Origin of the sequence: Albidovulum sp. (assembly GCF_008933605.1) — a bacterium.
Classification (GTDB): domain Bacteria; phylum Pseudomonadota; class Alphaproteobacteria; order Rhodobacterales; family Rhodobacteraceae; genus Albidovulum.
The window spans coordinates 1-22,486 of sequence record NZ_WBUS01000043.1 but is presented as its reverse complement, the minus strand read 5'-3'; the positions used below and the strand labels follow the sequence as shown (position 1 = coordinate 22,486).

Sequence of the window (22,486 nt, the reverse complement as noted above, 5' to 3'; positions counted from 1 at the left end):
TCGCGGACAATCCGCGTGTGATCGGCATCAAGGAATCCTCGGGCGTGATGCAGCGGGCGATCGGCATTTCCACCCGTTATCGGGGGCGGATCCAGCTGGTCTCCGGCTCGGACGACATCGCCTGGGATTTCATGCAGTGGGGCGCGGATTCGTGGATTTGCGGCCCGGCGAATTGCATGGCGAAGCCCGTGTGTGAGATGGATGCGGCCTTCCGGGCGGGCGACCATGCGCGGGCGAAAGCGATCATGCAGGCGCTGTGGCCCGCAATGAACGTGCTGGAATCGGGCAAGTTCGTGCAGAAGCTGAAGTACGGCTGCGAGCTGCAGGGGAACCCGGTCGGCGAATGCCGGATGCCCTTCGGCCCCCTGACCGACGCCGAGAAAGCCGAGTTCGCGGCGGCAATGCAGCCGATCCTGAACTGGAAATGACCACGGTCGTCGTGGGTGCGGGGATCATCGGCACCGCCATTGCCTACGATCTGCAAAAGCGCGGGCGTCAGGTCGTGCTGATGGATCGCGATGGCCCTGGAAAGGGCGCGTCCTACGGCAACATGGCCAGTATCGCCGTGACCGAGTTCATGCCGGCCTCGCGGCCCTCGGTTTGGAAGCAGATTCCGGGCTGGATGCTGGACCCGGAAGGCCCGGTCAGGGTGCGGCCCGGTTACATGCCGAAGCTGGTGCCGTGGTTCCTGCGGTTCATCGCGGCCTCGCGTCCGTCGAAGCTGCGTGCGCTGGAGGCGCAGGGGGCGGCTCTGTGTGCGCGCGCGCTGGGGGACACGCTGGACTTGCTGCGCGAGACGGGGCTTTCGGACCAGATCAGCGAGCAAGGCTGCCTGTCGCTCTACACCGGCGAGGCGGAGTTCAAGGCGGACCGCGACCACATCGAGATCCTCGAACGCTTCGGCTTCCCGCATGAGGTCATCGGGCGGAAGGCGATCAAGGCGCTGGAGCCGGAGCTTTCGGAACGGATCGGGATGGCGGTGCTTTTCCCGCAGAATCGCTCGCTGAAGGACCCCTACGGGCTGGTGCTGGCGCTGGCGCAGCGGTTCGTCGGGCTGGGGGGGCGGATCGAGACGGGCGAGGTCACGGGTTTCACGCGCTCGGAGGGCATCCGCGAGGTGGTGCTGAAGGACGGCCGCCGCCTGCCTGCAGAGGAGGTGGTGATCTGTGCCGGGGCCTTCTCGGCGAAGCTGGCGGCAGCATTGGGCGAGCCGATCCCGCTGGAGACCGAGCGCGGCTATCATACCCAGATCATGGCGCCGGGAATCTCCATGCGCCATTCGATCATCTGGCCCGCGAAGGCGTTCATGGTGACGCCCACGGCGGGCGGCATCCGCGTCGGCGGCACGGTCGAGATGGCGGGGCTGGAGGCGCCGCCGGATTACCGCCGGTCGAAGATCACGGTGAAACGGGCGCAGGAAGCCCTGCCGAACCTCCGGTGCGAGCACTTCACCGAGTGGATGGGCCACCGCCCGGCGCTTCCGGACACGGTGCCGATCCTCTCGGCCTCGGCCCGGACCAAGGGGGTGTTCTACGCCACCGGACACGGGCATCTTGGGCTGACCTATGCCGCGACGACGGCGCGGCTGATGGGCGACCTGATCATGGGGGTGAAGCCACCGGTGGATCTGACACCCTATCGCGTCAACCGGTTCTGAGAAAGGGGGGAGCCTATGCGCTGGAGCCGGGCCATCCAGACCGTAGATGTGCACTGCGCGGGCGAGATCGGGCGCGTCATCACCGGGGGGGTGCTGAACGTCCCCGGCGCGACGATGGCCGAGAAGCTGCACCACCTGAACACGGTCGATGAGTCCCTGCGCCGCTGGCTCTGCTCCGAGCCGCGCTCGGGCCCGGCGGGGTCGTTCTGCCTGCTGACCCCCGCCTGCGATCCCCGCGCCGATGTGGGTTTCATCGTGCTGCAACCGGACCAGGCCCATGCGATGTCGGGCTCGAACGCGATGTGTGCGACGACGGCGCTTCTGGAAACGGGCATGATCCCGATGACCGAACCGGTGAGCGTGGTGACGCTGGACACGGCGGCGGGGCTCGTGGTGGCGACGGCAAGCTGCGAGGGAGGGAAGGTGACGAGGGTCACGCTGGACATGCCGCCGTCCTTCGTGGCGCAGCAAGATGCCGTGATCGAGACGGCGGAATGGGGGCCGGTCCGCTATGACCTCTGCTTTGGCGGGGTCTTCTATGCCCTTGTCGACGTGGACCAGATCGGGCTGACCATCGCGCCGGAAAACGCCCGGGCGCTGGCGACGGCCGGGGTCGATCTGCGCAACCGGATCGCCGCGATCGATCCGGCACGGCATCCCACCACGCCTGCGCTGGACGGCCTTTCCTATGTCATGTTCCGCGCCGAAGAGCCCGACGGCGCGCTTCGCACCTGCACGACGCTGCGGCCGGGCCGGGCGGACCGCTCGCCTTGCGGGACGGGATCGAATTCGAACATGGCGGTCCGGCATGCCCGGGGGGTGGCGAAGCCCGGGGACGTTGTCGTCTCGCGGTCGATCATCGGCGGCGAGTTCGTGACCGAGTTCGTGAAGGAAACCGAGGTCGGCCCCTACAAGGCCACGTGCAACCGCGTTTCGGGCCAGGCCTGGATCTACGGGATCAGCCAGATCGGTCTCGACCCGACCGACCCCTTTCCGCAGGGCTTCACCCTGTCGGATACCTGGGGGGGATAGCGGGCAAGGGCGCTGGCGGAAGCGGCCGCAAGTCGCCCGGCGCGGACCGGGTCGGGCGCGCCGGCACCCCGCGGATCGCATCTCGCCGGATGAAAGCATATGCAAATCAGGATGATGGAAGATGTCGTGGCGCATCTTCTTCTACTAAAGTTTTAGTTTGACAAACGCTAACATATGAGCGGATGATCGCTCAGCCAGCCGAAAGACTGGCACTCATATCTCAGGGAGGAGACAGGATGCGGAAGTATCTTCTCTCCGCGGTGGCCGTGTCTGCGGTCATTGCGGGGGCCGGATCGGTTTGGGCCGACGAGGCGGCCGCGCAGAAGTGGATCGACAACGAATTCCAGCCCTCGGCTCTGTCGAAGGACGAGCAGATGGCCGAGATGAAGTGGTTCATCGAGGCGGCGAAGCCCTTCGCGGGCATGGAAATCAACGTGCTGTCGGAAGGCATTCCGACGCATTCCTACGAATCGGAAGTGCTGACCAAGGCCTTCGAGGAGATCACCGGAATCAAGGTGAACCACCAGATCCTCGGCGAGGGCGAGGTGGTGCAGGCGGTCCAGACGCAGATGCAGACGAACCGCAACCTCTATGACGGCTACGTCAACGACTCGGACCTCATCGGCACCCATGCGCGGCTGCAGCAGACCTACAACCTGACCGACCAGATGGCGGGCGGCTGGGCCGATGTGACCAACCCCGGCCTCGACCTGGCCGACTTCATGGGGACGAAGTTCACCACCGGCCCGGATGGCAAGCTCTACCAGCTTCCTGACCAGCAGTTCGCCAACCTCTACTGGTTCCGCAAGGACTGGTTCGACCGGCAGGACCTGAAGGATGCCTTCAAGGCCAAGTACGGCTACGATCTCGGCGTTCCGGTGAACTGGTCGGCTTACGAGGACATCGCCGAGTTCTTCACCACCGACGTGAAGGAGATCGACGGCGTCCAGATCTACGGCCACATGGACTATGGCAAGCGGGCGCCCGACCTCGGCTGGCGGATGACCGACGCCTGGCTCTCCATGGCCGGCGCCGGCACCCAGGGCGAGCCGAACGGGATTCCGATCGACGAATGGGGCATCCGGATGGAGGCCGGCTCGTGCAACCCCTCCGGCGCGAGCGTGAGCCGCGGCGGCGAGGCGAACGGCCCGGCGGCGGTCTATGCCATCGCCAAGTGGGACGAGTGGCTCAGGAAGTACGCGCCCCCGGGTGCGGCCTCCTACGACTTCTACCAGTCGCTGCCGGCGCTCAGCCAGGGCAACGTCGCCCAACAGATCTTCTGGTACACGGCCTTCACCGCCGACATGGTGAAGCCGAAGTCGGAAGGCAACAACACGGTCGACGACGACGGCAACCCGCTCTGGCGGATGGCGCCCTCGCCGCATGGCCCCTACTGGCAGGAAGGCCAGAAGGTCGGCTATCAGGACGTGGGTTCCTGGACGATCCTGAAATCGACGCCCGAGGACCGTGCGAAGGCGGCCTGGCTCTACGCCCAGTTTGCCGTGTCGAAGACGGTCGACGTGAAGAAGAGCCACGTCGGTCTGACCTTCATCCGCGACTCGACCGTGCGGCATGAAAGCTTCACCGAACGGGCGCCGAAACTCGGTGGCCTCGTGGAGTTCTACCGCTCGCCCGACCGCGTGCGCTGGTCGCCCACCGGCATCAACGTGCCCGACTATCCGAAGCTCGCCCAGATCTGGTGGCAGCAGATCGGCGACGTGAACTCCGGCGCCTTCACGCCGCAAGAGGCGATGGACCGCCTGGCCGAGGAGATGGACATCACCATGTCCCGGATGCAGCAGGCCGACGAAGCCTCCGGCGTCTACGGCGGATGCGGCCCGCGCCTGAACGAGCCGAAGGATCCCTCGGAATGGCTCGGCAAGGCGGATGGTCCGAAGGCCAAGCTCGACAACGAGAAGCCGCAGGGCGAGACCATCGCCTATGACGAGCTGATCAAGCGCTGGACCGAGGCCAACTGAGGCCGGAGTCCCAGAGCCGGGGCCTTCGGGCCCCGGCACACCGCGAAACGCGCCCCGGAAGAGGGCGGCACAGTCAGACGAAACCGGGGAGGCCAGGATGGCGCTCGAACTCAGGGCCATCACCAAGCGGGTCGGGCAGATCACCCATGTCAAGGAAACCTCGCTGATCCTGGAGCCGGGGCGGTTCAACGTCCTGCTGGGCGAGACCGGATCGGGCAAGACCTCGCTCATCAAGCTGATGGCCGGGCTCGACCGGGTGGCCTCGGGGACGATCCTGATGGACGGGCAGGATGTGACCGGCATCTCGCCGCAGAAGCGCAACATCAGCCTCGTCCACCAGTTCTTCGTGAACTATCCGCACATGACGGTCTTCGACAACATCGCCTCGCCGCTCAGGGTCGCCAGGCTGGCGAAGTCGGAGATCCAGGGCCGGGTGGAGGCGGCGGCCGATGTGCTGCAACTCAGGCCCATGCTCCACCGCCGGCCGCACGAGCTTTCCGGTGGCCAGCAGCAGCGCACCGCGCTCGCCCGCGCCATCGCCAAGGAATCGACCGCGGTCTTCCTCGACGAGCCGCTCGCCAACCTCGACTACAAGCTGCGCGAGGAGTTGCGCGACCAGTTGCCGGAACTCTTCGCCGGCCGCGGTGCCGTGGTCGTCTATGCGACCTCGGAGCCGGCGGAGGCGCTGATGCTCGGCGGCCGGACGGCGCTGATGCAGGACGGCCGCGTGACGCAGTTCGGCCCCACCGCGGAAATCTACCGGCGGCCCAACACGCTCACCTCGGCGCGGGTCTTCTCCGACCCGCCGATCAACTCGGCGCCGGTCACGAAGAAGGGCGACCGGGTGGAACTGGGCCACGGCGTCGGCTGGCAGGTGACCGGGCCGGCCGCCGGCCTTGGCGACGGCGCCTACACCGTGGCGATCCGCCCGAACTACATCAGCCCCGTGCGCCCGGACTCCTCCCATGTGCCGATGACCGGCACTGTGCAGATCACCGAGCTTTCAGGCTCGGAGTCGACGGCGCATTTCCGCATGGGCGCGGAAACCTGGGTCTCGCTCGCGCCCGGCGTGCATCCCTACAAGGTGGGCGAGGATCACGTCTTCTACATGGATCCTGCACATTGCTTCTACTTCGCGCCCGACGGCGCGCTGGCGGCCTGAGGGGGCACCATGGCCAAGATCACGCTCGACAAGCTCCGCCACAGTTACATGGCCGCGCCCCGAGGGGCGGAGGATTATGCGCTGAAGGAGATCAACCTCGACTGGCAGGATGGCGGCGCCTATGCGCTCCTCGGCCCGTCAGGCTGCGGAAAGTCGACGCTTCTCAACATCATATCCGGCCTTCTTCAACCGTCGGAGGGGCGCATCCTCTTCGACGGGAAGGACGTGACGGCGCTGCCGCCGGATCAGCGCAACATCGCGCAGGTGTTCCAGTTCCCGGTCATCTACGACACGATGACGGTCTTCGACAACCTCGCCTTCCCGCTCCGCAACCGCGGCGTGGACGAGGGGCGCGTCAGGTCCCGCGTGGGCGAGATCGCCGCGATGCTCGAAGTCACCGAGATGCTGAACGTCCGTGCCGCCCACCTCTCGCCCGACAACAAGCAGAAGATCTCCATGGGGCGTGGCCTCGTGCGCGAGGACGTGAACGTCATCATGTTTGACGAGCCGCTGACCGTCATCGACCCTCACCTGAAGTGGAAATTGCGCTCCAAGCTCAAGGAGTTGCACCAGCGGGTCAAGGTGACGATGATCTATGTCACGCATGACCAGACCGAAGCCCTGACCTTCGCCGACCAGGTCGTGGTGATGCAGGAGGGCGAGGTGGTGCAGATCGGCACGCCGGTCGACCTGTTCGAGCGGCCCGCCCATACCTTCGTCGGCCATTTCATCGGCTCGCCCGGCATGAACGTCCTGCCGGCCGAGGTGCGGGATGGTGCCGCCTTCTTTGCCGGAAGCCGCGTCGCGCTCGAGGGCGCCATCGACGCGGGCGAGGGACGGCACGAGATCGGCGTGCGCCCCGAGTTCGTGCGCCTCGCCGCCGAGGGCGTGCCCGCGACGGTCCGCAAGGTCATGGACATGGGCCGCCATTCGGTCGTCGAGGCCGTCGCCGGCACGACGCGGATCAGCGCGATCGTCGAGGGGCCGGCGCCGGGGCAGGGCGAGACGGTGCACCTTGCATTCCGCCCGGACCAGACGCGGCTCTACCGCAACGGCTGGATCGCCACCAGCAAGGGGAGGGCCGCCTGATGCGCAAGGTCAACCAGAGGGGCTGGTTCTTCGTCCTGCCCGTGCTGATCCTCGTCGCCTTCAACGCGCTCGTGCCGATGATGACGGTCGTCAACTATTCGGTGCAGGAGACCTTCGGCAACAACCAGTTCTTCTGGCACGGGCTGGGCTGGTTCCAGGACATCCTGCGATCCGAGCGGTTCCATGCCTCGCTCGGCCGGCAGGCGCTCTTCACCTTCATGATCCTCGCGATCGAGGTGCCGCTCGGCGTGATCATCGCGCTCTCGATGCCGCGCAAGGGCTTCTGGGTGCCGGTCTGCCTCGTCACCATGGCGCTGCCGCTCTTGATCCCGTGGAACGTGATCGGGGCGATGTGGAACATCTTCACGCTGCCGGACATCGGGCTTCTCGGCTACTTCATGAACCACGTCCTCGGCGTGAACTACAACATGACCCAGGACCCGGTCGCCGCCTGGATCACCGTCATCGTGATGGACGTCTGGCACTGGACCTCGCTCGTCGTGCTCCTGTGCTACGCCGGCCTCGTCTCGATTCCCGACGCCTACTACCAGGCCGCGAAGATCGACGGCGCCTCCAACTGGTCCGTCTTCCGCTACATCCAGTTGCCCAAGATGAAGCAGGTGCTGACCATCGCCGTGCTCCTGCGCTTCATGGACAGCTTCAACGTCTATACCGAGCCCTTCGTGCTGACCGGCGGGGGGCCCGGGAACGCGACGACGCTCCTCTCGATCGACCTCGTGAAGATCGCGCTTGGCCAGTTCGACCTCGGCCCGGCCGCGGCGATGAGCCTGATCTACTTCGCGATCACGCTCTTCGTCTCGTGGCTCTTCTACACGCTGATGACGCGGAACGACACGCAATAGGGACCGGAGATGAAGAAAAGAGCCATCATTCCAATTCTCTACATCGTCTTCCTGATGCTGCCGATCTACTGGCTCGTGGCGATGAGCTTCAAGACCACGCAGGAGATCCTCGGGGGCTTCTCGCTCTTCCCGCGGGTCTGGACGCTCGCCTCCTACAAGACGATCTTCACAGACCCGACCTGGTACTGGGGATACATCAATTCGATCATCTATGTGACGATAAACACGTTGATTTCCGTCACGGTGGCGCTTCCCGCCGCCTATGCATTCTCGCGCTACCGCTTCCTCGGCGACAAGCAGCTCTTCTTCTGGCTCCTGACCAACCGCATGGCTCCCGCGGCGGTCTTCGCGCTGCCGTTCTTCCAGCTCTATTCCGCCATCGGCCTCTTCGACACGCATGTCGCGGTCGCGCTCGCGCACTGCCTCTTCAACATCCCGCTCGCCGTCTGGATCCTTGAAGGCTTCATGCGCGGGGTACCGAAGGAGCTTGACGAGACCGCCTTTGTCGACGGCTATTCCTTCCCGCGCTTCTTCGTCCAGGTCTTCCTGCCGACGATCAAGGCGGGGGTTGGCGTCGCCGCCTTCTTCTGCTTCATGTTCTCCTGGGTCGAACTGCTGCTCGCCAAGACGCTGACGGCCGTCTATGCCAAGCCGATCGCCGCGACCATGACGCGCACCGCCTCCTCGGCGGGCTACGAGCTTGGCCTTCTGGCCGCGGCCGGGACGCTGACCATCATCCCCGGCGCCATCGTCATCTGGTTCGTCCGCAACTACATCGCCAAGGGCTTCGCCCTGGGGAGGGTCTGATGCGCTTCCTCGCCCTGCTCGCCGCCCTGATCCCCGGCGCCGCGATGGCCCAGACGCAGGGCTGGGGCAATCTCGGCAAGCCGGTCGAGAAGGGGTTCTCATGGACCGAACCGCTCTGGCCCGACTTCTGGATGGCCTGGACACCGGCGACGCTCGCCGTCTTCGTCGGCATCTTCGCGGCGATGGGCGTACTCACCGTGCTGGAAATCCGCAACCCCGGCGGCGACGAGCGGAAGGGCGTACTCGGCCTCGTCACCACCCGGGGCGACCGGCTCTTCATCTCGCTTCTGGGCACCAGCTACGTCTTCATGGCCTGGCTCTGGCTCATCGGCATGCCGCTCTGGTGGCCGCTCGGGCTTGCGATCCTCTGGGGCGTCTTCGTCTTCTGGAAGGTCTGAGGCGGATTCCGTTTGGAGAAAAACGAAGGTCTTCGTAGAAAGGAACCGAGGGAGGAATGGGACAGCCAGAAAGACCGGATGCCGAAATGAGCGACAACAAGAAGAAGACCCAGTTCCTGACCGAGGTGGAGCTTGAGTTCATGACCAGGCTCTGGGAACTGGGCCAGGCCACGGTGCGCGACGTCCAGGACGCGCTCGCCCCGGCGAAGAAGCTCGCCTACACCTCGGCGGCAACGATCCTGCGCATCCTCGAACAGAAGGGTTTCGTGACCAGCACGAAACAGGGCAAGACCTTTATCTACCAGGCGACGCTGAGCAAGGACACCTACCAGTCGCGGTCGCTGAAGAACCTGTCGGAAAAGCTCTTCGACAACACGCCGGCCGCGCTCGTCGCCCGGCTTGTCGACGATTACGACCTGACGGAGGAAACGCTCGGCGAGATCCGGGCGCTGATAGATAAGAGGCTCAGGGATGATAAACGCTAGCACCCTTCTCGATGCCTATGTCGACGTGAACCTTCTTCTGCTGCTCGTCTGCGCGCTCTGGTTCGTGTTCTCCCGCGTGCTGGACCGCCTCGGCCTCGCCCATGCCGTGACCGCGCGGCTGAGGATGCTGCGGTCGGTCTTCGTCGCCGTGCTCCTGGCCCCGGCCTTCGCGGCGCTGATCGTGATGATCGGGCGCGCAGGCTACCCGCATCCCGCCCAGACGGTGAACCTGACCGACTTCATCGTGGCGCAGTATCTCCAGGGCCGGTTCGCCATGAATGCCTCGGCACTCGAGGAGGTGCTGAAGCTCCGCAGCCGTCTTGCGGACGCGGCCTTCACGCCGGCGGGTCAGGCGCTTCTCGGCCTCGTCGCGGCCGGGGGCGTGGCCTGCCTTCTCCGGCTTGGCTGGAGCCTGTTCCGCCTGCGCCGGATCCTCGCGGAGTCGCATCTCTGGCGCCGGTTCGGACGGGTTGAGCTGCGCGTCTCGGACACGATCAGCGTGCCCTTCTCCACGCGGGGGCTGCGGCGTCGCATCGTCGTGCTGCCCTCGGCCATGCTGGAACGCGGCGCCGACCTCAGGATCGCGCTGGCGCACGAGTTGCAGCACCTGCGGCAAGGCGATGTCGAATGGGAACTCGCGCTCGGCCTGATCCGGCCGTTGTTCTGGTGGAACCCCGCCTTCCACATCTGGCGCCAGCAGGTGGAGGAACTGCGGGAACTGTCCTGCGACCGCCAGGTGCTTGCGCGGCGCGGCTACGACGTCGCCGCCTATTGTGACTGCCTTCTGCGCGTCTGCCAGGACGGGCTGCGTGCGCGGCGGTTCATGGCCGTGGAGGCGCCGGTCGTGGCGCTGGTGCGGACCGAGAACCGCCTGTTCGGCGGCCGCTCGGCCGCGCTCCTGAAGCGGCGCATGCTCTCGGTGATCGAGGGGCGGGCAGAGCGGCATCCCCGGCTCGTCTTCGCCATCCTCTCGCTGCCGGCGCTCGCGGTGACGCTGACGGCGGCGGTTGCCATCCAGAAGCCCGGCGACTGGAGCCAGGACCGGATCATGCTTTCGACCATCATCAACCTCGAGCGGTTGCAGGCGGTGAACGGGCCAGTGCCCAGTTTCGGGGCGCCGATCTACGCGGCGGCGGGCAACTGACCGACGTGCCCCCGTGGCAAAAGGCCGGTCTGCTCCCGCGACGATGGCGCGAGGGCGCCGTGCCGTGGAACGTCCCGTCGTCGCGCTTCGGCTGATCTGGCATTGAACGTTCACCCGACCGCGACCGGAGCTGGTTGGCCCGGGTGGGTCAAAGTTCATTCCCTCTCCTCGACCTTGACGATCCGGCCGTCCTCCAGTGTCAGGATGCGGTCGGCGCGGTCGAGGATGCGGTTGTCGTGGGTGACGAGAAGGGTGGTGGTGCCGCGCGCCTCTCCCATGCGTTTGAGAAGGTCCACGACCTCGGCCGCGCTATCCTTGTCGAGCGCGGCAGTGGGCTCATCCGCCAGCACCAGCGCGGGGCTGGCGACCAGTGCGCGCGCCACCGCCACGCGCTGCTTCTGCCCGCCCGACAGGTTCGCGGGCAGATAGGTCGTCCGGTCCGCAAGGCCCACAAGGCCAAGCGCGTGGGTGGCGGCCTCCACGGCCAGCCGGTCCGGCACGCCGCCATGGACCTGCACCCCCATCATCACGTTCTGCGCCGCGGTCAGGCTTTCGTGCAGGTTGTGCGCCTGAAAGATGAACCCCAGGCGTCGGCGCAGCGCCACAAGCTCTGCCTCGGACGCGCCGTTCAGTTCGTGGTCCAGAAGCCGCACCGATCCGTCCTGCACCGCGCGCAGGCAGCCGATCAGCGTCAGGACCGTGGTCTTGCCCGATCCGGACGGCCCCATCAGCACGGTGAAGCTGCCCCGCTTCAAGTTCAGGTTCACGTCGAAAAGCGCCTGCTTGCGGACGTCGCCGCTGCCGAACCAGTGGTTCAGCCCGCGTGCCTCTACGATGCTGTCGCTGTCCATGACGCTCCTCAGAACAGGTCGGCCGGGTCGGCGGCGGCAAGGCGGCGGGTCGCGATGGCCCCGGACAAGGCCGAGAACACCACCGTGCCGAGGAAGACGGTGACCGCCATAGAGGGTGTCATCGCCAGGGGCAGGGTGGTGATCCTGCCCATGACGGTGAGGATTGCCGTGCCGACGATCAGGCCGGGCACAAAGCCCATCACGCCCAAGACCAGCGCCTCTTCGAAGACGACGCCCAGAAAGAAGCGGGGCCCGTATCCCATCGCCTTGAAGGTCGCGTATTCGCGCAGGTGGTCGGCCACATCCGTCGAGAGCACCTGATAGACGATCACCAGCCCCACCAGCACGCCGATCAGCACGCCGAACCCGAAGATGATGCCGGTCGGGCGCCTGGTCTGCTGATAGCGCAGGTCGTCCTCGGCGGCCTGCTCATAGCTGCGGATTCGCAGGGAGGTGTCCGAGATCAGGGTCTTGAGCCGCGCGATCGCGGCCTCGACCTGCGCGCCGGGCCGCAGCGTCAGCAGGATGTGGTCAGGCGCAGCCGAGGCGCGCGCCGGGAACAGCGACAGGAAGGTCTGATCAGAGACCAGCATGTAGCCGTCGCCGCCGAACCCGCCCCCGCCGGCAAAGGTGGCATAGGCGGTGACGGTGCGGCCCTCGGTTTCGAAGGAAAGCGGCGATTGCGGGCGGATCGCGGCGGCTTCCTCCTTGCCGAGGCCGCGGGCGAGCCGGTCGAGGATCGCCGCGTCCTGCACCTGCAACAGGCTCAGGTCGCCCGCGATCTCGGGCGCAAGGAATCCGGGCTTGGCCGGGTCAACGCCGAAGGTTGTCAGGCTGATGTCCTTGTCGCCCCGGTCCCAGGGCACGTTGGCGATGAAGAAGCCCATGCCATCCGCCACGTCCGGATCGGCCATCGCCTGCAACAGCCACTGCCGCGCGACATTGCCGCCATCGGTCAGCGAATTGGCATCGCCCGCCGAAATCATCACATCGGCCTGAAAGAACTGGTAGGGGCGCAGCGTCGCCGCCCCCATGGAGTTCATGATGCCGAGCTGCACGAAGACCAGCACATTGGCGAAAGCCACGCCCGCCAGCGCCGCGGCAAAGCGCGTGCGGTTGTGTGTCAGTTGCAGCCAGCCGATGGGCAGCCGCCCGAAGAGGCGTTGCAGAAGGCGGCTCATTGGGTCGTCCGGGCGGTCGTGTCGATGCGGGCGATGACCTCGAGATTGGTGAAGCGCCCGGCCAGTTCCGAAGAGGCCGCATGCAGCGCCACCAGAACGCGGATCACGCGGGCATCCTTGTTTTCCGCCGCGTCGTCCGAGATCAGCCCCTGCCGCCCCACCGTCAGTCCGATGCTGTCCACCTGTCCCTGCAACGTGGTGCCGAGGGCGACGGCGGCCAGTTCCACCGGCTGGCCGGGACGCACGGCGCTGATGCGGTCCTGCCAGACTTCCACCTCGGCCATCATCTGAGCGGTGTCGCCCATGTCCATGATCCCCTGGGCCGGCGGGCGCTGGCCAGGGGTGGCGTGGATGTCGAGGATCCTTCCGGCGATCGGGGCCACCACCTCGGCCCGGGCCATGTCCAGCCTTGCCCGTTCGAGATCGGCCTGCGCGGCCTCGACGTTCCGGCGGGCCACGATCACGTCGGGCTGGTCGTCCAGCGCCAGTGCCGAAAATCGCGTGAGCGTTGCCTCGGCCCGTGCCACGGCAAGTTTCGCGCCCTCGGCCGCCGTGCGCACGGAATCGAGCGTGGCCTGCGTGGTCACGGCGCGCGAGAAAAGCTCCTCGGTCCGCGCAAGCGTCGACTGCGCCTCGGCGGACGTCGCCACCGCCTGATCCAGCGCCGCCTGCGCCTCGTCCCGGCTGGCCTCCACCGCCGCACGCGTCTGCATGAGCGTCGCCTCGCGCACGGCGAGGTTCGCCTCCGCCATCAGCACGGCACCCTCCAGCGCCGTGGCGTTGTCGAGCCGCGCCAGCACCGCGCCCTTTTCCACCCGGTCGCCCACGGCGACGAGGATTTCGGCCACCCGCGCATCCCCCGATCCATAGGGCGCCGCCACCACCGAGACATCGCCGCGCGGCATCACCCGCGCCAGCCCCACCACATCGGTGGGCAGCATCGTCTCTGCCATCTTCGGCGGCAACTCGATCTCGGGCGGCAGGGCAATCGGGGCATCCGATCCGCCACCCGGCTGCAAGCCGGTCAGAGCATAGAATTTCTGCAATCCCGGCGGCTGGAAATACATCCCCAGCACCGCCCCCGTGAACATGAACACCGGAATCAGCAGCACCAGAAGGTAGCGCTTGCGGAACCATCGGCGCGGCGACTGCCTACGCGCCGGTGACAGATTCAGCTCCAGAGGAAGTTCCGGGGTTTTCGGGTCGGTCATGACAGGGGCTTTCCTTCGCGGCAGAGGGTCGGTTTCGTCACTGCGCAGGCCGGACCATGCGCAACAGCACGTTGTCCTTCAGCACGATCCGATGGAACGGAACGGCCAGCACATGCAGGGCGACCAGCGCCAGAAGCACGACCTTGAAGATGTTGTGCACCTGCGCCGCGACGGTCACGTCCGCGAACCGGGTCAGAGCGCCCGAAACCGACATGATCGCAGCACGCCGTAGAAGGCCCAGTGGGCGACATGGCTCAGGGTCTTGAGCGGCGCGGGTTCATTCTCGGGCGGCAGGGGCCCGCCGCGCTTCAGCCGCAGCGTGAGCCGCCAAAGGACGAAGACAAGGATCAGCGCGCCGCCGGCGACATGGGCCAGGATCAGCGGGTCAAAGGCATAGTCCGTGCCCTGCCGGATCGCCTCCCAGGCCGCGGCGACGGAATCCTTGAAGATGTATTGACCGACGACCAGGAGGGCGACGGCCCAGTGCAGGGCGATCTGCGTGCCCGAGTAGCCTTTGGGGTGTGTCATGGCTCTGTCCCTATTCGAATGATGCGGCGGGCGCCTTTCGGCACCCGCCATTTCGGCCCAGGTTACGGGTTGGCCGGTTCATCCGCGTTGATGTCGGTCAAGCGGCCCATGCGCGCCATCATCCTCACCGGAAAGGAGATTTCCTCGGCGCTGATCTCCTTGTTGCCGTCATCGTCCAGCATGGCGAAGGGACGCGCGGCCACGCCTTTGGTCACTTCGGCAAAGAGCGCGGAAAATTCCGCCTCGGACAGTGCTCCGTTCTTGTCGACGTCATGGGTGGCAAGAAGCGCGGCCACGCCCGCCTCGGCCTCGGCCGCCGTCACGGTGCCGTCCTTGTCGGCATCGAAGGACTGGAACACGGGATTCTGGGCGAAACCCTGCATCCCCATCGGCCCGTGGCCGCCGCGCTGGCCCATGGGACCGTGGCCCTGGCCGCCCTGCATCATCATGCCCGGCCCGTGGCCGCCCATCATGCCGCCGTGCATTCCCCAGGGGCCGCCGCCCGCGACGGCCGGGATCGACGCCGCTCCGATCACCGCGAGGCCGGCAATGGCGCTGAAGGTCAGGATCGTCTTGCGTTTCATGGTCTTACCTCATCGGGTACGTGTTTCGGATGAGGGCGAGATTGGGGGGCCTTGTCGCAGAAGAATGCCGGCCGGGGCCGGAATTGTATCGGTCTGTCGCAAGGGCCGTCACTGCGACAGACCGATACGCAAAACCTTCCCGCGTTTCGGCGCGACGGGATATGAGGGGACATGACAGATGCCGTGCCCCATATCCTGGTCGTCGATGACCATCGTGAAATCCGCGATGCGGTGACGCGCTACCTGGAACGGAACGGGATGCGCGCAACCTTTGCCCGCGATGCGGCCGAGATGGATCTGGCGCTCAAGGCCGGACGGTTCGATCTGATCGTTCTGGACGTGATGATGCCGGGCGAGGACGGCCTGTCGGCCGCGCGCCGCGTCGCTGCCGGCGGCGGCCCGCCGATCCTGATGCTCAGCGCGCTTGGCGAGGAGACGGACCGGATCGTCGGGCTGGAAATCGGCGCCGACGACTATCTGGTGAAGCCTTTCAGCCCGCGCGAACTGCTGGCCCGGATCAAGGCCATCCTGCGCCGCGCCGAACGGCCCGAGCCGTTGGCGGGCACGCTCGGCGGCCGCAGGCTGGGCTTTGCGGGCTGGGTGCTGGATACCGACACCCGCGCGTTGAAACACGAGGACGGGCGCGAGGTCAGTCTGACCAGCGCGGAATTCAAGCTCTTGACGGTGTTTCTGGAACGGCCGCGCTTCGTGCTGTCACGCGACCGGCTGCTCGACCTCACCTCGGGCCGCGTGGCCGATGTCTTCGACCGGACCATCGACAATCAGGTCAGCCGCCTGCGCCGGAAGATCGAGGAGGATCCGGCCAGCCCGAAGATCATCGCGACGATCCGGGCGGGCGGCTACAGCCTTGCCGCCGACGTGCGCGAGGTGCGCTGATGCGCCTTCTGCCCCGCAGCCTGACCGGACAACTGGCCCTGGCAATCCTTGCCGCCTTCCTCGCGGCGCAGGTCATCAGCCTGTGGCTCTTCACCGGCGAACGCGGCATGGCCCTGCAATCCGCCTTTCGTCTGGAAACGGCGGAACGGGCCGCCGCCGTGGCCCTTGCGCTTGAGGCCGCGGCGCCGGGCAACCGCGCCGGCATCCTTGCCGCGGCACGGTCGCATCATGCCGAGTTCGTCGTGTCGGAACGCGCCGCAACCGAGGCTGAGGGCGGGCTTCCGGACGTGCGCTCCCGGATCGAGGCGCTGCTCGGCAGTCCGCGCGAGATCCGCGCCGAGGAGGTCGGCATCTCTCCTCGCGACGGCCACCCGATGACCCCGCCCGCCGGCCTTGTCTGGCTTCGCGACCGGATACTGGCAGCGGGCATCGCGCCTGTGGAACTGCGCCTCTCCTTGCGCCTTCAGGATGGCGGATGGCTGAATGTGACGGCGCGCAGCGACCGCCCGGACTTCCGGCTGCCACCGACCATCCTCGGCACGATCCTGCTGTCGCTCTTGCTGATCATGGGTGCCCTCTGGCTTGGACTGCGGCGGATCACCGGGCCCTTGCGCCAACTGTCGGAGGCGGCAGAGGACATGGGGATTGACGACCCCCTCCCCACGCTGCCGACCGGCGGCCCCGATGAGGTGCGGGTCCTTTCCGACGCCATGGGACGGATGCAGGCGCGGATTTCGGGCATGGTGTCCGACCGGACCCGCATGCTGGCGGCCCTTGGGCATGACCTGCGCTCTCCCATCACGGCGCTCCGGCTCCGGGCGGAAATGGTCGAGGATGACGAGACCCGCGAGCGGATGGCGGCGATCCTGGACGAGATGCAGGACATGGTCGAGGCGACGCTGGCCTATGCACGGGGGGTTTCGACCGATCAGCCCACCGAGCCCACCGACCTGGCGGCCCTCGTTTCCGATCTTGCGCGGGAGCTGGGCGAAACCGGCCCGCCTGTCACGCTGGGGAGGACAGAGCCCGCCACCCTGCCGCTGCGACGCACGCCGATGCGCCGCGCGCTGCGGAACCTGATCGAGAATGCGCAACGCCACGGCGGAGGGGCGGTCGTCAGCCTGCGCCGGTCCGGGGGCATGGTCGTCCTCACCATAGACGATGCGGGCCCCGGCATCCCCGAGGCGGATCTGGCGCGCGTCTTCGACCCCTTCACCCGGATGGAGCCATCCCGTTCGCGCGAAACCGGCGGGGTCGGCCTGGGCCTGCCGATCGCGAAAGCCATCCTGGAAGCCCATGGCGGAGCCGTTGCCCTGTCAAACCGTGTCGAAGGCGGGCTGCGGGCAACCGTCAGCCTGCCGCTGGACGCGGAGGCTGCCGGTGGTGCCCCGGCCTTGTCGGATGCTATGGCCCGGCACTAGCCGCCGGTCAGGCGCGACCGGTCGCTAACGCTGCAGCATCCGCGGCAACCGGCGGATCCGGTCGGGCTATCCCTCGCGGATCCGGCCCGGTTCGTCCTGAACCAGATAGGCCTCTTCCTCGGGCGTCAGGTTGATCCTGTCGAAGCCGGTCAGCATCGGCGCCACATGGGCGCGGAACGATCCGCCCACGGTCAGCTGGTGTCCGTTTCGGGTCGATGCTCATCAGACCGGTGGTGTATTGCATCTGGCCATTGAACCAATTGTAGTCGGGCACGACATTCTCGGCCCACTCGAAGGTGCCTTTCGTAGACAGGTAGGTGTGCAGTTCCTTGCCGTCGGACTTCGTGAACCCGTCAAGCGCGATGGGCTTGCCGTTCTCCAGCCGGCAGGTGGTGGACCAGTCCCACAGCGTCTTGGTGGCCACCCCGCCACGGGCGAATTCGGGGATGTGGCAGGCAAGGCAGTCGACCGCCGTCGGGTCGGCGGGGGCGGCGACGCGCATGTCATCCCAGCCATAGCCTGTGTGCAGGACGTGCAGCGGGTCTCGTTCGTGGCGACATTGCCGCAGAACGAGTTCAGCACGTTGCGCTTGCCGAGCTTCTAGACCGTCGCCGGGTTGGTGAAGTCCCAGGTGCAATGCAGCGTGCGCATGACCTGATCGGCGGCTTCCGTGTGACACGACACACAGGCCGCCGTCATCTCGGGGCCAGAGGCGAATTCGCGCATCAGCGGCTTCAGCCTGGAATGGTCTGTCGTGCTCTCGCTCCGGGCGCCAGTGGTTGCGGTCTGCGCTGCGGCCGGCGCGGCAAGGGCCATGAACGCCCCGAGGATGGCGAGAACGATTCGCTTCATGCGGCCCTCCCCACGCGCGGTGTGGTCCAGGCGATCATGGCCATCGCGGCCCAGAAGGCGGTGCGCAGCGTCAGGGCGCCGACCGTGCGCATCTCGTAGGCGCCGCCCGTCGCGACGCGCCAGCCGAATGCCGCGAAGACGGCGGCGGTCGCGACTAGGATCGCCAGCGCCACGGGCAGGGCGAGATGGTGGCCGCGCCACAGCAGGATGCCACCGATGACGTAGGCGAAGCCTGCGAGGAAGTTGAACCACAGGACGAAAGGCACGACCGCGCCCATGTCCACGGCGCCCATCAAGACCGTGCCACCCGACACCAGCGTCAGCAGCCCGAAGGCGACCGCCACGCCGCCGGCCAGTTGCGCAACCTTCATCCCGGTCCCTCCCTGCAGCCGAAAAGCGCCAGTTGAACATCGAGAAGGCGCATCCCCTCGTCCGGAAGCGAAAAGCCGCGCGAACCGAGGCTCCAGCGGATGGCGACACCCTGGACGAGCGAGATCAGCAGCACCGCCGCATCCGCTGCCCGGACGCGCGCGCCCATGCTCCCGTCGGAGATCATCCCTTCGAGATTTGCCACGAGATGGCCCTGAAACTGCATCAGAAGACCGCGGAAGCGGTCGCGCAGGCCGGCGTTATCGACGTTCAGTTCGCGCGAATGCAGGATGGCAGGCAGCGCCGGCGCCGCTTCGATCTGGCGCAACTGCGCCGCGATCAACCCGCGCAGCCGGCCACCCGGTGTGGGATCCGACGCCAGCGCCCGCCCCCAGGCCTGCGTCAGCCGTCCGGCGATGACGTCGCCCGCCTCCAACCACAAATCGGCCTTGGTCGGGAAATGCCGGAAGATCGCGGCCTGGGTCACACCGATCTCGCGCGCAATGTCGTTGGTTGTCAGCCGGTCCGGACCGACGCGGTCGGCGAGGTCGAGAAGTGCCTCGACGATTTCGGTCTTGCGGTCCCCGGCGGGCTTGCGGTGGAGCATGGTCATTCCTTGTAAGTAAGTAGATGCTAACATAGGATCGGTAGAAATCAAACGGAGTCGCCGCCGAAAGGGATGAACCATGACCGACCCGAAAGGATATTCCCGCCTTCAGATCGCGCTGCACCGGCTCGCGGCCTTGCTGATCGTGCACCAGTACCTGTTCAAGGATGCGATTTCCGCGGCCCGGGATGCCGCGGTCAAGGGAATGGAAAGTGCCTTCAATCCGCTGGTTCTGGCCCATCTGGCGGGCGGTGCCCTCGTGCTCGTCTTCGCGCTGTGGCGCCCGTCGATCCGGGCGGGCCGGGGCGCGCCGGAAACGCTGGGGGACAGCGCAGTGCAGCGGGCATTGGCCAAGGCCACCCACTTGGGGCTCTATGCCGTCATGATCCTCATGCTGATCAGCGGCTCGGTCGCCTGGTTCGGCGGCGTTCAGGCCGCGGCGCAGGGCCATAACGTGATGGAGGTCGCTCTTCTCGCGCTGGTGGCGCTCCATGTCGTGGGGGCGATCTACCATCATTTCTTGCTGAAGCACGGGTTGATCAACCGGATGCGTCGGGCCGAGGGCTGAGCATCCCCATGCGGTTCATTCGGCGCATCACCCAGAACCTGACCATTGCCATACCGGTGGCAATGGTCCTTGGTCTCGCCTTCGGCCTCGTCTTTCCCACGGGCTGGCTCAAGGCGCTGATCGTGCCTCTGACCTTCCTGATGGTCTATCCGATGATGGTCGGCCTGAAGCTGTCGCAACTGCGCGAGGGCGGGCATGCGCGGGTGCAGGTCCTGGCGCAGGCCGTGAACTTCCTGGTCATACCCTTCGTTGCCTTCGGATTGGGGCTGGCGTTCTTTCCCGACCGGCCCTTTGCTGCGGTAGGGTTGCTCTTGGCGGGATTGCTGCCCACAAGCGGGATGACGATTTCCTGGACCGGGATGGCGGGCGGCAATCTGCCTGCGGCCATCAAGATGACGGTGCTCGGGCTAGTCCTCGGGTCGGTCATGGCGCCCTTCTATCTCATGCTGCTGGCGGGGGCTCGTGTGCCCGTCGATCTGGGGGCGGTCTTCGTGCAGATTGCCGTGATCGTGCTGCTGCCACTTGTGGCGGGGCAGTTGACGCGGTCTGAACTGGTCCGCCGCCACGGGATGCCCGGGTTTCAGAAAGACTGGGCGCCGAAGTTTCCACCGTTTTCCACCCTCGGCGTGCTGGGAATCGCCTTTGTAGCCATCGCGCTTCAGGCGCGGGTTCTGGCGGCCGAGCCGGCAGCGATCCTCTGGCTGCTTCTGCCGCTGCTGGCGCTCTATGCAGCGAACTATGCACTGGCCGTGGTGCTTGGCCGCGCCTTCCTGTCGCGGAGCGACGCCATCGCGCTGACGTACGGCACGGTGATGCGGAACCTCTCCATCGCGCTGGCGCTGGCGATGAACCTGTTCGGCTCCGAAGGGACAGAGGCCGCGCTGCTGATCGCTCTGGCTTATGTGGTACAGGTGCAATCCGCCGCCTGGTCCGTCCGGTTCGCCGGCCGCGCATTCGGCCCGAAACCGGCATAGGGTAGCCGCGCATGTCCCGCATTGCTGCCCTGATGGCCCTCCCCCCAATCGCCCTTGGCGCGGCAATCGCGGCCTGACTGACATCCAACGCGCCGGGCCTGGCGTAAGCGGAGGTTGTCGCGCCTGGTCTTGCGGTGCGGGTGGCCGGGCGGCAGCGGCTATCTGTGCGCGGCAGCGGCCGGTGGAAGTAGAAAATTCCATGCCGTGAAAGGCTTAGGTAGGCTGGCAGTTTCATGGGCCATGTGCTCCACTTTGTGTCGCACTCGGCAGCCTGAAGGCTAAGTCACTGATTTAGAACGAAATGGAGGCGGGTACCGGAATCGAACCGGTCTTCACGGATTTGCAATCCGCTGCGTAACCTCTCCGCCAACCCGCCGGAGGTGGGCCGGAGATATACCATGGCCCGGCGGCGCGCAACCCATTCGCGCGGCGCTTGGGGGCCCCCGCGCGCCGCCCCGCGCGGCGCGTTGTCCCGTTGCCCCCCCGGGCGTTCTGTGGCAAGACGAACCTCAACCGGAAACCAGACCGAAGAGTTCAGTCGATGACCGATTTTGCCGCGCGCCGTACGATGATGGTCGACACCCAGGTGCGTCCCAACGACGTGACCAAGTACCCGATCATCGAGGCGATGCTCGCGGTCCCTCGCGAGGTCTTCGTCCCCGCGGCGAGCCGCGAGGCGGCCTATGTCGGCGGTAACATCGAGATCGCGCCGGGGCGGGTCATGCTCGAGCCGCGCACGCTTGCCAAGATGCTCGACGCGCTCGACATCCAGCGGGGCGACCTCGTGCTCGACGTCGGCTGCGGCCTCGGCTACTCGGCCGCGGTGATCGCCCGGATGGCCGAGGCGGTCGTGGCGCTGGAGGAGGACGCGGACCTTGCCCGCGAGGCGCAGCTGCGGCTTTCGGCGGAGGGCGCCGACAACGCCGCGGTGATCGAGGGTCCGCTGGCCCAGGGCGCGGCCAAGCACGGACCCTATGACGCCATCGTCATCGGCGGGGGCGCCGAGACGGTGCCTCAGGCGCTTCTCGACCAGCTGAAGGACGGCGGCCGGATCGGTTGCATCTTCATGGAGGGCGCGCTCGGCATCTGCCGGATCGGTCACAAGCTCGATGGCGCGGTCGCCTGGCGCTTCGCCTTCAACGCCACGGCGCCGGTGCTGCCGGGCTTCGCGGCGCGACGGGAATTTGCGCTCTGAGCGTGAAAGGCGGGCCGGCGCCCTGTGGCCCGCTCAACCGAGACAGGAACCTGTGACCATGAGACGCCATCCGCCCCGCAGCCTTTTCGCCGTCGTCCTCGTCGCCGCAGGCCTGATCGCTGCGCTGCCCGCGCGGGCGGAGACGCTGGCCGACGCGCTGATCTCGGCCTACCGGAATTCGAACCTGCTTGAGCAGAACCGCGCGGTTCTCCGCGCTGCCGACGAGGATGTCGCGAGCGCGGTCTCGAACCTCAGGCCGGTCCTGCAGTGGGTCGCGGAGGCCCAGCAGTTCGATACCCGGCAGCGGACGGGGCGCGATGCCTCGATCGGGCTCCAGGCGCAGATGACGCTTCTCGATTTCGGCCGCAACCGCTTCGGCATCGACATCGCCCGCGAGATGGTGCTGGCAACGCGCCAGGCGCTGGTGGGGGTGGAGCAGAACGTGCTCCTGAGCGCCGTGCAGGCCTATTTCGACGTGCGCAGCGCCGAGGAGAACGTGGCGATCAACCAGAACTCCGTGCGCGTCGTGGGCGAGTTCCTGCGCGCCACGCAGGACCAGTTCGACGTGGGCGAAGTCACGCGGACCGACGTGGCGCAGGCCGAGGCGCGGCACGCGTCGCGGCCAGCCGCGC

27 protein-coding genes and 1 tRNA gene are annotated in these 22,486 nt (G+C 66.9%); 17 read left to right on the top strand and 11 right to left on the bottom strand.

From position 1 onward, the window contains the following. Positions 1-17 precede the first annotated feature (17 nt). The 11 genes from F9K34_RS08075 (at position 18) to F9K34_RS08025 (ending at position 10,616) form a co-directional block, all read left to right on the top strand. Positions 18-428, top strand: a complete 411-nt coding sequence (locus tag F9K34_RS08075) for a dihydrodipicolinate synthase family protein (RefSeq protein ID WP_291336403.1) — start codon at positions 18-20, stop codon at positions 426-428. Continuing rightward, complete coding sequence (locus F9K34_RS08070) at positions 425-1,657, top strand: NAD(P)/FAD-dependent oxidoreductase (protein WP_291336402.1); 1,233 nt, start codon at positions 425-427, stop codon at positions 1,655-1,657. Before F9K34_RS08075 ends, F9K34_RS08070 begins: the two co-directional genes overlap by 4 nt. 15 nt (positions 1,658-1,672) lie before the next feature. Beyond that, positions 1,673-2,689 (top strand): proline racemase family protein, encoded by a 1,017-nt coding sequence (locus tag F9K34_RS08065; protein WP_291336401.1) that lies wholly within the window; start codon positions 1,673-1,675, stop codon positions 2,687-2,689. A 236-nt stretch (positions 2,690-2,925) separates the two neighbouring features. After that, positions 2,926-4,668 carry an ABC transporter substrate-binding protein gene (locus tag F9K34_RS08060; RefSeq protein WP_291336400.1) on the top strand — a complete coding sequence of 581 codons (1,743 nt, stop codon included), beginning with the start codon at positions 2,926-2,928 and terminating at the stop codon, positions 4,666-4,668. Between the two features lie 97 nt (positions 4,669-4,765). Continuing rightward, a complete protein-coding gene (locus tag F9K34_RS08055; RefSeq protein ID WP_291336399.1) occupies positions 4,766-5,830 on the top strand; it encodes an ABC transporter ATP-binding protein in 1,065 nt (354 codons plus the stop codon). Positions 5,831-5,839: 9 nt separating this feature from the next. Beyond that, positions 5,840-6,919, top strand: a complete 1,080-nt coding sequence (locus F9K34_RS08050; protein ID WP_291336398.1) for an ABC transporter ATP-binding protein — start codon at positions 5,840-5,842, stop codon at positions 6,917-6,919. Continuing rightward, positions 6,919-7,782: a carbohydrate ABC transporter permease gene (locus F9K34_RS08045; RefSeq protein WP_291336397.1), complete on the top strand. Its 864-nt coding sequence runs from the start codon at positions 6,919-6,921 to the stop codon at positions 7,780-7,782. The genes F9K34_RS08050 and F9K34_RS08045 overlap by 1 nt, the downstream gene beginning before the upstream one ends. A gap of 9 nt (positions 7,783-7,791) precedes the next feature. Further along, positions 7,792-8,589, top strand: a complete 798-nt coding sequence (locus F9K34_RS08040; protein WP_291336396.1) for a carbohydrate ABC transporter permease — start codon at positions 7,792-7,794, stop codon at positions 8,587-8,589. A 131-nt stretch (positions 8,590-8,720) separates the two neighbouring features. Then, positions 8,721-8,987 (top strand): DUF2160 domain-containing protein, encoded by a 267-nt coding sequence (locus F9K34_RS08035; RefSeq protein WP_366557832.1) that lies wholly within the window; start codon positions 8,721-8,723, stop codon positions 8,985-8,987. Between the two features lie 86 nt (positions 8,988-9,073). Beyond that, entirely contained in the window at positions 9,074-9,472 is a 399-nt protein-coding gene (locus F9K34_RS08030; protein ID WP_291336394.1) for a BlaI/MecI/CopY family transcriptional regulator, read from the top strand. Further along, on the top strand, positions 9,459-10,616 hold the full coding sequence (locus F9K34_RS08025) for a M56 family metallopeptidase (protein ID WP_291336393.1): 1,158 nt from the start codon (positions 9,459-9,461) through the stop codon (positions 10,614-10,616). The genes F9K34_RS08030 and F9K34_RS08025 overlap by 14 nt, the downstream gene beginning before the upstream one ends. A 155-nt stretch (positions 10,617-10,771) precedes the next feature. Here the strand turns inward: F9K34_RS08025 and F9K34_RS08020 are convergent, their stop codons facing one another. The 6 genes from F9K34_RS08020 to F9K34_RS07995 all read right to left on the bottom strand — a co-directional run bounded on the left by F9K34_RS08020 (position 10,772) and on the right by F9K34_RS07995 (position 14,971). Further along, complete coding sequence (locus F9K34_RS08020; protein ID WP_291336392.1) at positions 10,772-11,467, bottom strand: ATP-binding cassette domain-containing protein; 696 nt, start codon at positions 11,465-11,467, stop codon at positions 10,772-10,774. Positions 11,468-11,475: 8 nt separating this feature from the next. After that, a complete protein-coding gene (locus tag F9K34_RS08015) occupies positions 11,476-12,648 on the bottom strand; it encodes an FtsX-like permease family protein (protein ID WP_291336391.1) in 1,173 nt (390 codons plus the stop codon). Beyond that, positions 12,645-13,859, bottom strand: coding sequence for an HlyD family efflux transporter periplasmic adaptor subunit (locus tag F9K34_RS08010; protein WP_291336390.1), 1,215 nt, complete (start codon positions 13,857-13,859; stop codon positions 12,645-12,647). The genes F9K34_RS08015 and F9K34_RS08010 overlap by 4 nt, the downstream gene beginning before the upstream one ends. Before the next feature lie 37 nt (positions 13,860-13,896). Then, positions 13,897-14,073, bottom strand: coding sequence for a cytochrome b/b6 domain-containing protein (locus F9K34_RS08005; protein ID WP_291336389.1), 177 nt, complete (start codon positions 14,071-14,073; stop codon positions 13,897-13,899). Further along, positions 14,052-14,387, bottom strand: a complete 336-nt coding sequence (locus tag F9K34_RS08000; protein ID WP_291336388.1) for a cytochrome b — start codon at positions 14,385-14,387, stop codon at positions 14,052-14,054. The genes F9K34_RS08005 and F9K34_RS08000 overlap by 22 nt, the downstream gene beginning before the upstream one ends. A 62-nt stretch (positions 14,388-14,449) precedes the next feature. Then, positions 14,450-14,971, bottom strand: a complete 522-nt coding sequence (locus F9K34_RS07995; protein WP_291336387.1) for a hypothetical protein — start codon at positions 14,969-14,971, stop codon at positions 14,450-14,452. A 171-nt stretch (positions 14,972-15,142) separates the two neighbouring features. On the opposite strand from F9K34_RS07995, the gene F9K34_RS07990 reads away from it, so the two are divergent. Together F9K34_RS07990 and F9K34_RS07985 are read left to right on the top strand one after the other, a co-directional pair. Next, positions 15,143-15,868, top strand: a complete 726-nt coding sequence (locus F9K34_RS07990) for a response regulator (RefSeq protein WP_291336386.1) — start codon at positions 15,143-15,145, stop codon at positions 15,866-15,868. Continuing rightward, on the top strand, positions 15,868-17,289 hold the full coding sequence (locus F9K34_RS07985; protein WP_291336385.1) for an ATP-binding protein: 1,422 nt from the start codon (positions 15,868-15,870) through the stop codon (positions 17,287-17,289). Before F9K34_RS07990 ends, F9K34_RS07985 begins: the two co-directional genes overlap by 1 nt. Before the next feature lie 7 nt (positions 17,290-17,296). Here the strand turns inward: F9K34_RS07985 and F9K34_RS07980 are convergent, their stop codons facing one another. From F9K34_RS07980 to F9K34_RS07965, 4 genes are all read right to left on the bottom strand, one after another. Then, positions 17,297-17,791: a hypothetical protein gene (locus F9K34_RS07980; protein ID WP_291336384.1), complete on the bottom strand. Its 495-nt coding sequence runs from the start codon at positions 17,789-17,791 to the stop codon at positions 17,297-17,299. A 98-nt stretch (positions 17,792-17,889) separates the two neighbouring features. Then, positions 17,890-18,141, bottom strand: coding sequence for a hypothetical protein (locus tag F9K34_RS07975; RefSeq protein WP_291336383.1), 252 nt, complete (start codon positions 18,139-18,141; stop codon positions 17,890-17,892). Further along, the gene (locus tag F9K34_RS07970; protein WP_291336382.1) at positions 18,138-18,512 is read right to left on the bottom strand and encodes a hypothetical protein; all 375 of its coding nucleotides are present in this window, start codon (positions 18,510-18,512) and stop codon (positions 18,138-18,140) included. Before F9K34_RS07970 ends, F9K34_RS07975 begins: the two co-directional genes overlap by 4 nt. After that, positions 18,509-19,117 (bottom strand): TetR/AcrR family transcriptional regulator, encoded by a 609-nt coding sequence (locus tag F9K34_RS07965; RefSeq protein ID WP_291336381.1) that lies wholly within the window; start codon positions 19,115-19,117, stop codon positions 18,509-18,511. Before F9K34_RS07965 ends, F9K34_RS07970 begins: the two co-directional genes overlap by 4 nt. Positions 19,118-19,196: 79 nt before the next feature. Between F9K34_RS07965 and F9K34_RS07960 the strand changes: the two genes are divergently transcribed. Both F9K34_RS07960 and F9K34_RS07955 read left to right on the top strand, forming a co-directional pair. Next, entirely contained in the window at positions 19,197-19,685 is a 489-nt protein-coding gene (locus F9K34_RS07960) for a cytochrome b (RefSeq protein ID WP_291336380.1), read from the top strand. Between the two features lie 8 nt (positions 19,686-19,693). Further along, positions 19,694-20,659 (top strand): arsenic resistance protein, encoded by a 966-nt coding sequence (locus tag F9K34_RS07955; protein ID WP_291336379.1) that lies wholly within the window; start codon positions 19,694-19,696, stop codon positions 20,657-20,659. Between the two features lie 302 nt (positions 20,660-20,961). Here F9K34_RS07955 and F9K34_RS07950 read toward each other — a convergent pair. After that, a tRNA-Cys gene (locus F9K34_RS07950) sits at positions 20,962-21,035 on the bottom strand. Positions 21,036-21,200: 165 nt separating this feature from the next. Between F9K34_RS07950 and F9K34_RS07945 the strand changes: the two genes are divergently transcribed. Next, positions 21,201-21,854 carry a protein-L-isoaspartate O-methyltransferase family protein gene (locus F9K34_RS07945; protein ID WP_291336378.1) on the top strand — a complete coding sequence of 218 codons (654 nt, stop codon included), beginning with the start codon at positions 21,201-21,203 and terminating at the stop codon, positions 21,852-21,854. A 58-nt stretch (positions 21,855-21,912) separates the two neighbouring features. Next, positions 21,913-22,486 (top strand): TolC family protein (locus F9K34_RS07940; protein WP_291336377.1); only part of this gene is annotated, 574 nt, incomplete at its 3' end.

Excerpts from the sequence above, each read along its gene's own strand:
- F9K34_RS08055 (WP_291336399.1), top strand. The coding sequence starts at position 4,766 with ATGGCGCTCGAACTCAGGGCCATCACCAAGCGGGTCGGGCAGATCACC.
- F9K34_RS07980 (WP_291336384.1), bottom strand. The coding sequence starts at position 17,791 with ATGCGCGTCGCCGCCCCCGCCGACCCGACGGCGGTCGACTGCCTTGCC.
- F9K34_RS08015 (WP_291336391.1), bottom strand. The coding sequence starts at position 12,648 with ATGAGCCGCCTTCTGCAACGCCTCTTCGGGCGGCTGCCCATCGGCTGG.
- F9K34_RS07985 (WP_291336385.1), top strand. The coding sequence starts at position 15,868 with ATGCGCCTTCTGCCCCGCAGCCTGACCGGACAACTGGCCCTGGCAATC.
- F9K34_RS07960 (WP_291336380.1), top strand. The coding sequence starts at position 19,197 with ATGACCGACCCGAAAGGATATTCCCGCCTTCAGATCGCGCTGCACCGG.
- F9K34_RS08025 (WP_291336393.1), top strand. The coding sequence starts at position 9,459 with ATGATAAACGCTAGCACCCTTCTCGATGCCTATGTCGACGTGAACCTT.
- F9K34_RS07955 (WP_291336379.1), top strand. The coding sequence starts at position 19,694 with ATGCGGTTCATTCGGCGCATCACCCAGAACCTGACCATTGCCATACCG.
- F9K34_RS08050 (WP_291336398.1), top strand. The coding sequence starts at position 5,840 with ATGGCCAAGATCACGCTCGACAAGCTCCGCCACAGTTACATGGCCGCG.
- F9K34_RS07970 (WP_291336382.1), bottom strand. The coding sequence starts at position 18,512 with ATGAAGGTTGCGCAACTGGCCGGCGGCGTGGCGGTCGCCTTCGGGCTG.
- F9K34_RS08065 (WP_291336401.1), top strand. The coding sequence starts at position 1,673 with ATGCGCTGGAGCCGGGCCATCCAGACCGTAGATGTGCACTGCGCGGGC.
- F9K34_RS08035 (WP_366557832.1), top strand. The coding sequence starts at position 8,721 with ATGGCCTGGACACCGGCGACGCTCGCCGTCTTCGTCGGCATCTTCGCG.
- F9K34_RS08070 (WP_291336402.1), top strand. The coding sequence starts at position 425 with ATGACCACGGTCGTCGTGGGTGCGGGGATCATCGGCACCGCCATTGCC.
- F9K34_RS08060 (WP_291336400.1), top strand. The coding sequence starts at position 2,926 with ATGCGGAAGTATCTTCTCTCCGCGGTGGCCGTGTCTGCGGTCATTGCG.
- F9K34_RS08000 (WP_291336388.1), bottom strand. The coding sequence starts at position 14,387 with ATGACACACCCCAAAGGCTACTCGGGCACGCAGATCGCCCTGCACTGG.
- F9K34_RS08040 (WP_291336396.1), top strand. The coding sequence starts at position 7,792 with ATGAAGAAAAGAGCCATCATTCCAATTCTCTACATCGTCTTCCTGATG.
- F9K34_RS08030 (WP_291336394.1), top strand. The coding sequence starts at position 9,074 with ATGAGCGACAACAAGAAGAAGACCCAGTTCCTGACCGAGGTGGAGCTT.
- F9K34_RS07965 (WP_291336381.1), bottom strand. The coding sequence starts at position 19,117 with ATGCTCCACCGCAAGCCCGCCGGGGACCGCAAGACCGAAATCGTCGAG.
- F9K34_RS07975 (WP_291336383.1), bottom strand. The coding sequence starts at position 18,141 with ATGAAGCGAATCGTTCTCGCCATCCTCGGGGCGTTCATGGCCCTTGCC.
- F9K34_RS08005 (WP_291336389.1), bottom strand. The coding sequence starts at position 14,073 with ATGTCGGTTTCGGGCGCTCTGACCCGGTTCGCGGACGTGACCGTCGCG.
- F9K34_RS07945 (WP_291336378.1), top strand. The coding sequence starts at position 21,201 with ATGACCGATTTTGCCGCGCGCCGTACGATGATGGTCGACACCCAGGTG.
- F9K34_RS08010 (WP_291336390.1), bottom strand. The coding sequence starts at position 13,859 with ATGACCGACCCGAAAACCCCGGAACTTCCTCTGGAGCTGAATCTGTCA.
- F9K34_RS08045 (WP_291336397.1), top strand. The coding sequence starts at position 6,919 with ATGCGCAAGGTCAACCAGAGGGGCTGGTTCTTCGTCCTGCCCGTGCTG.
- F9K34_RS07990 (WP_291336386.1), top strand. The coding sequence starts at position 15,143 with ATGACAGATGCCGTGCCCCATATCCTGGTCGTCGATGACCATCGTGAA.
- F9K34_RS07995 (WP_291336387.1), bottom strand. The coding sequence starts at position 14,971 with ATGAAACGCAAGACGATCCTGACCTTCAGCGCCATTGCCGGCCTCGCG.
- F9K34_RS08020 (WP_291336392.1), bottom strand. The coding sequence starts at position 11,467 with ATGGACAGCGACAGCATCGTAGAGGCACGCGGGCTGAACCACTGGTTC.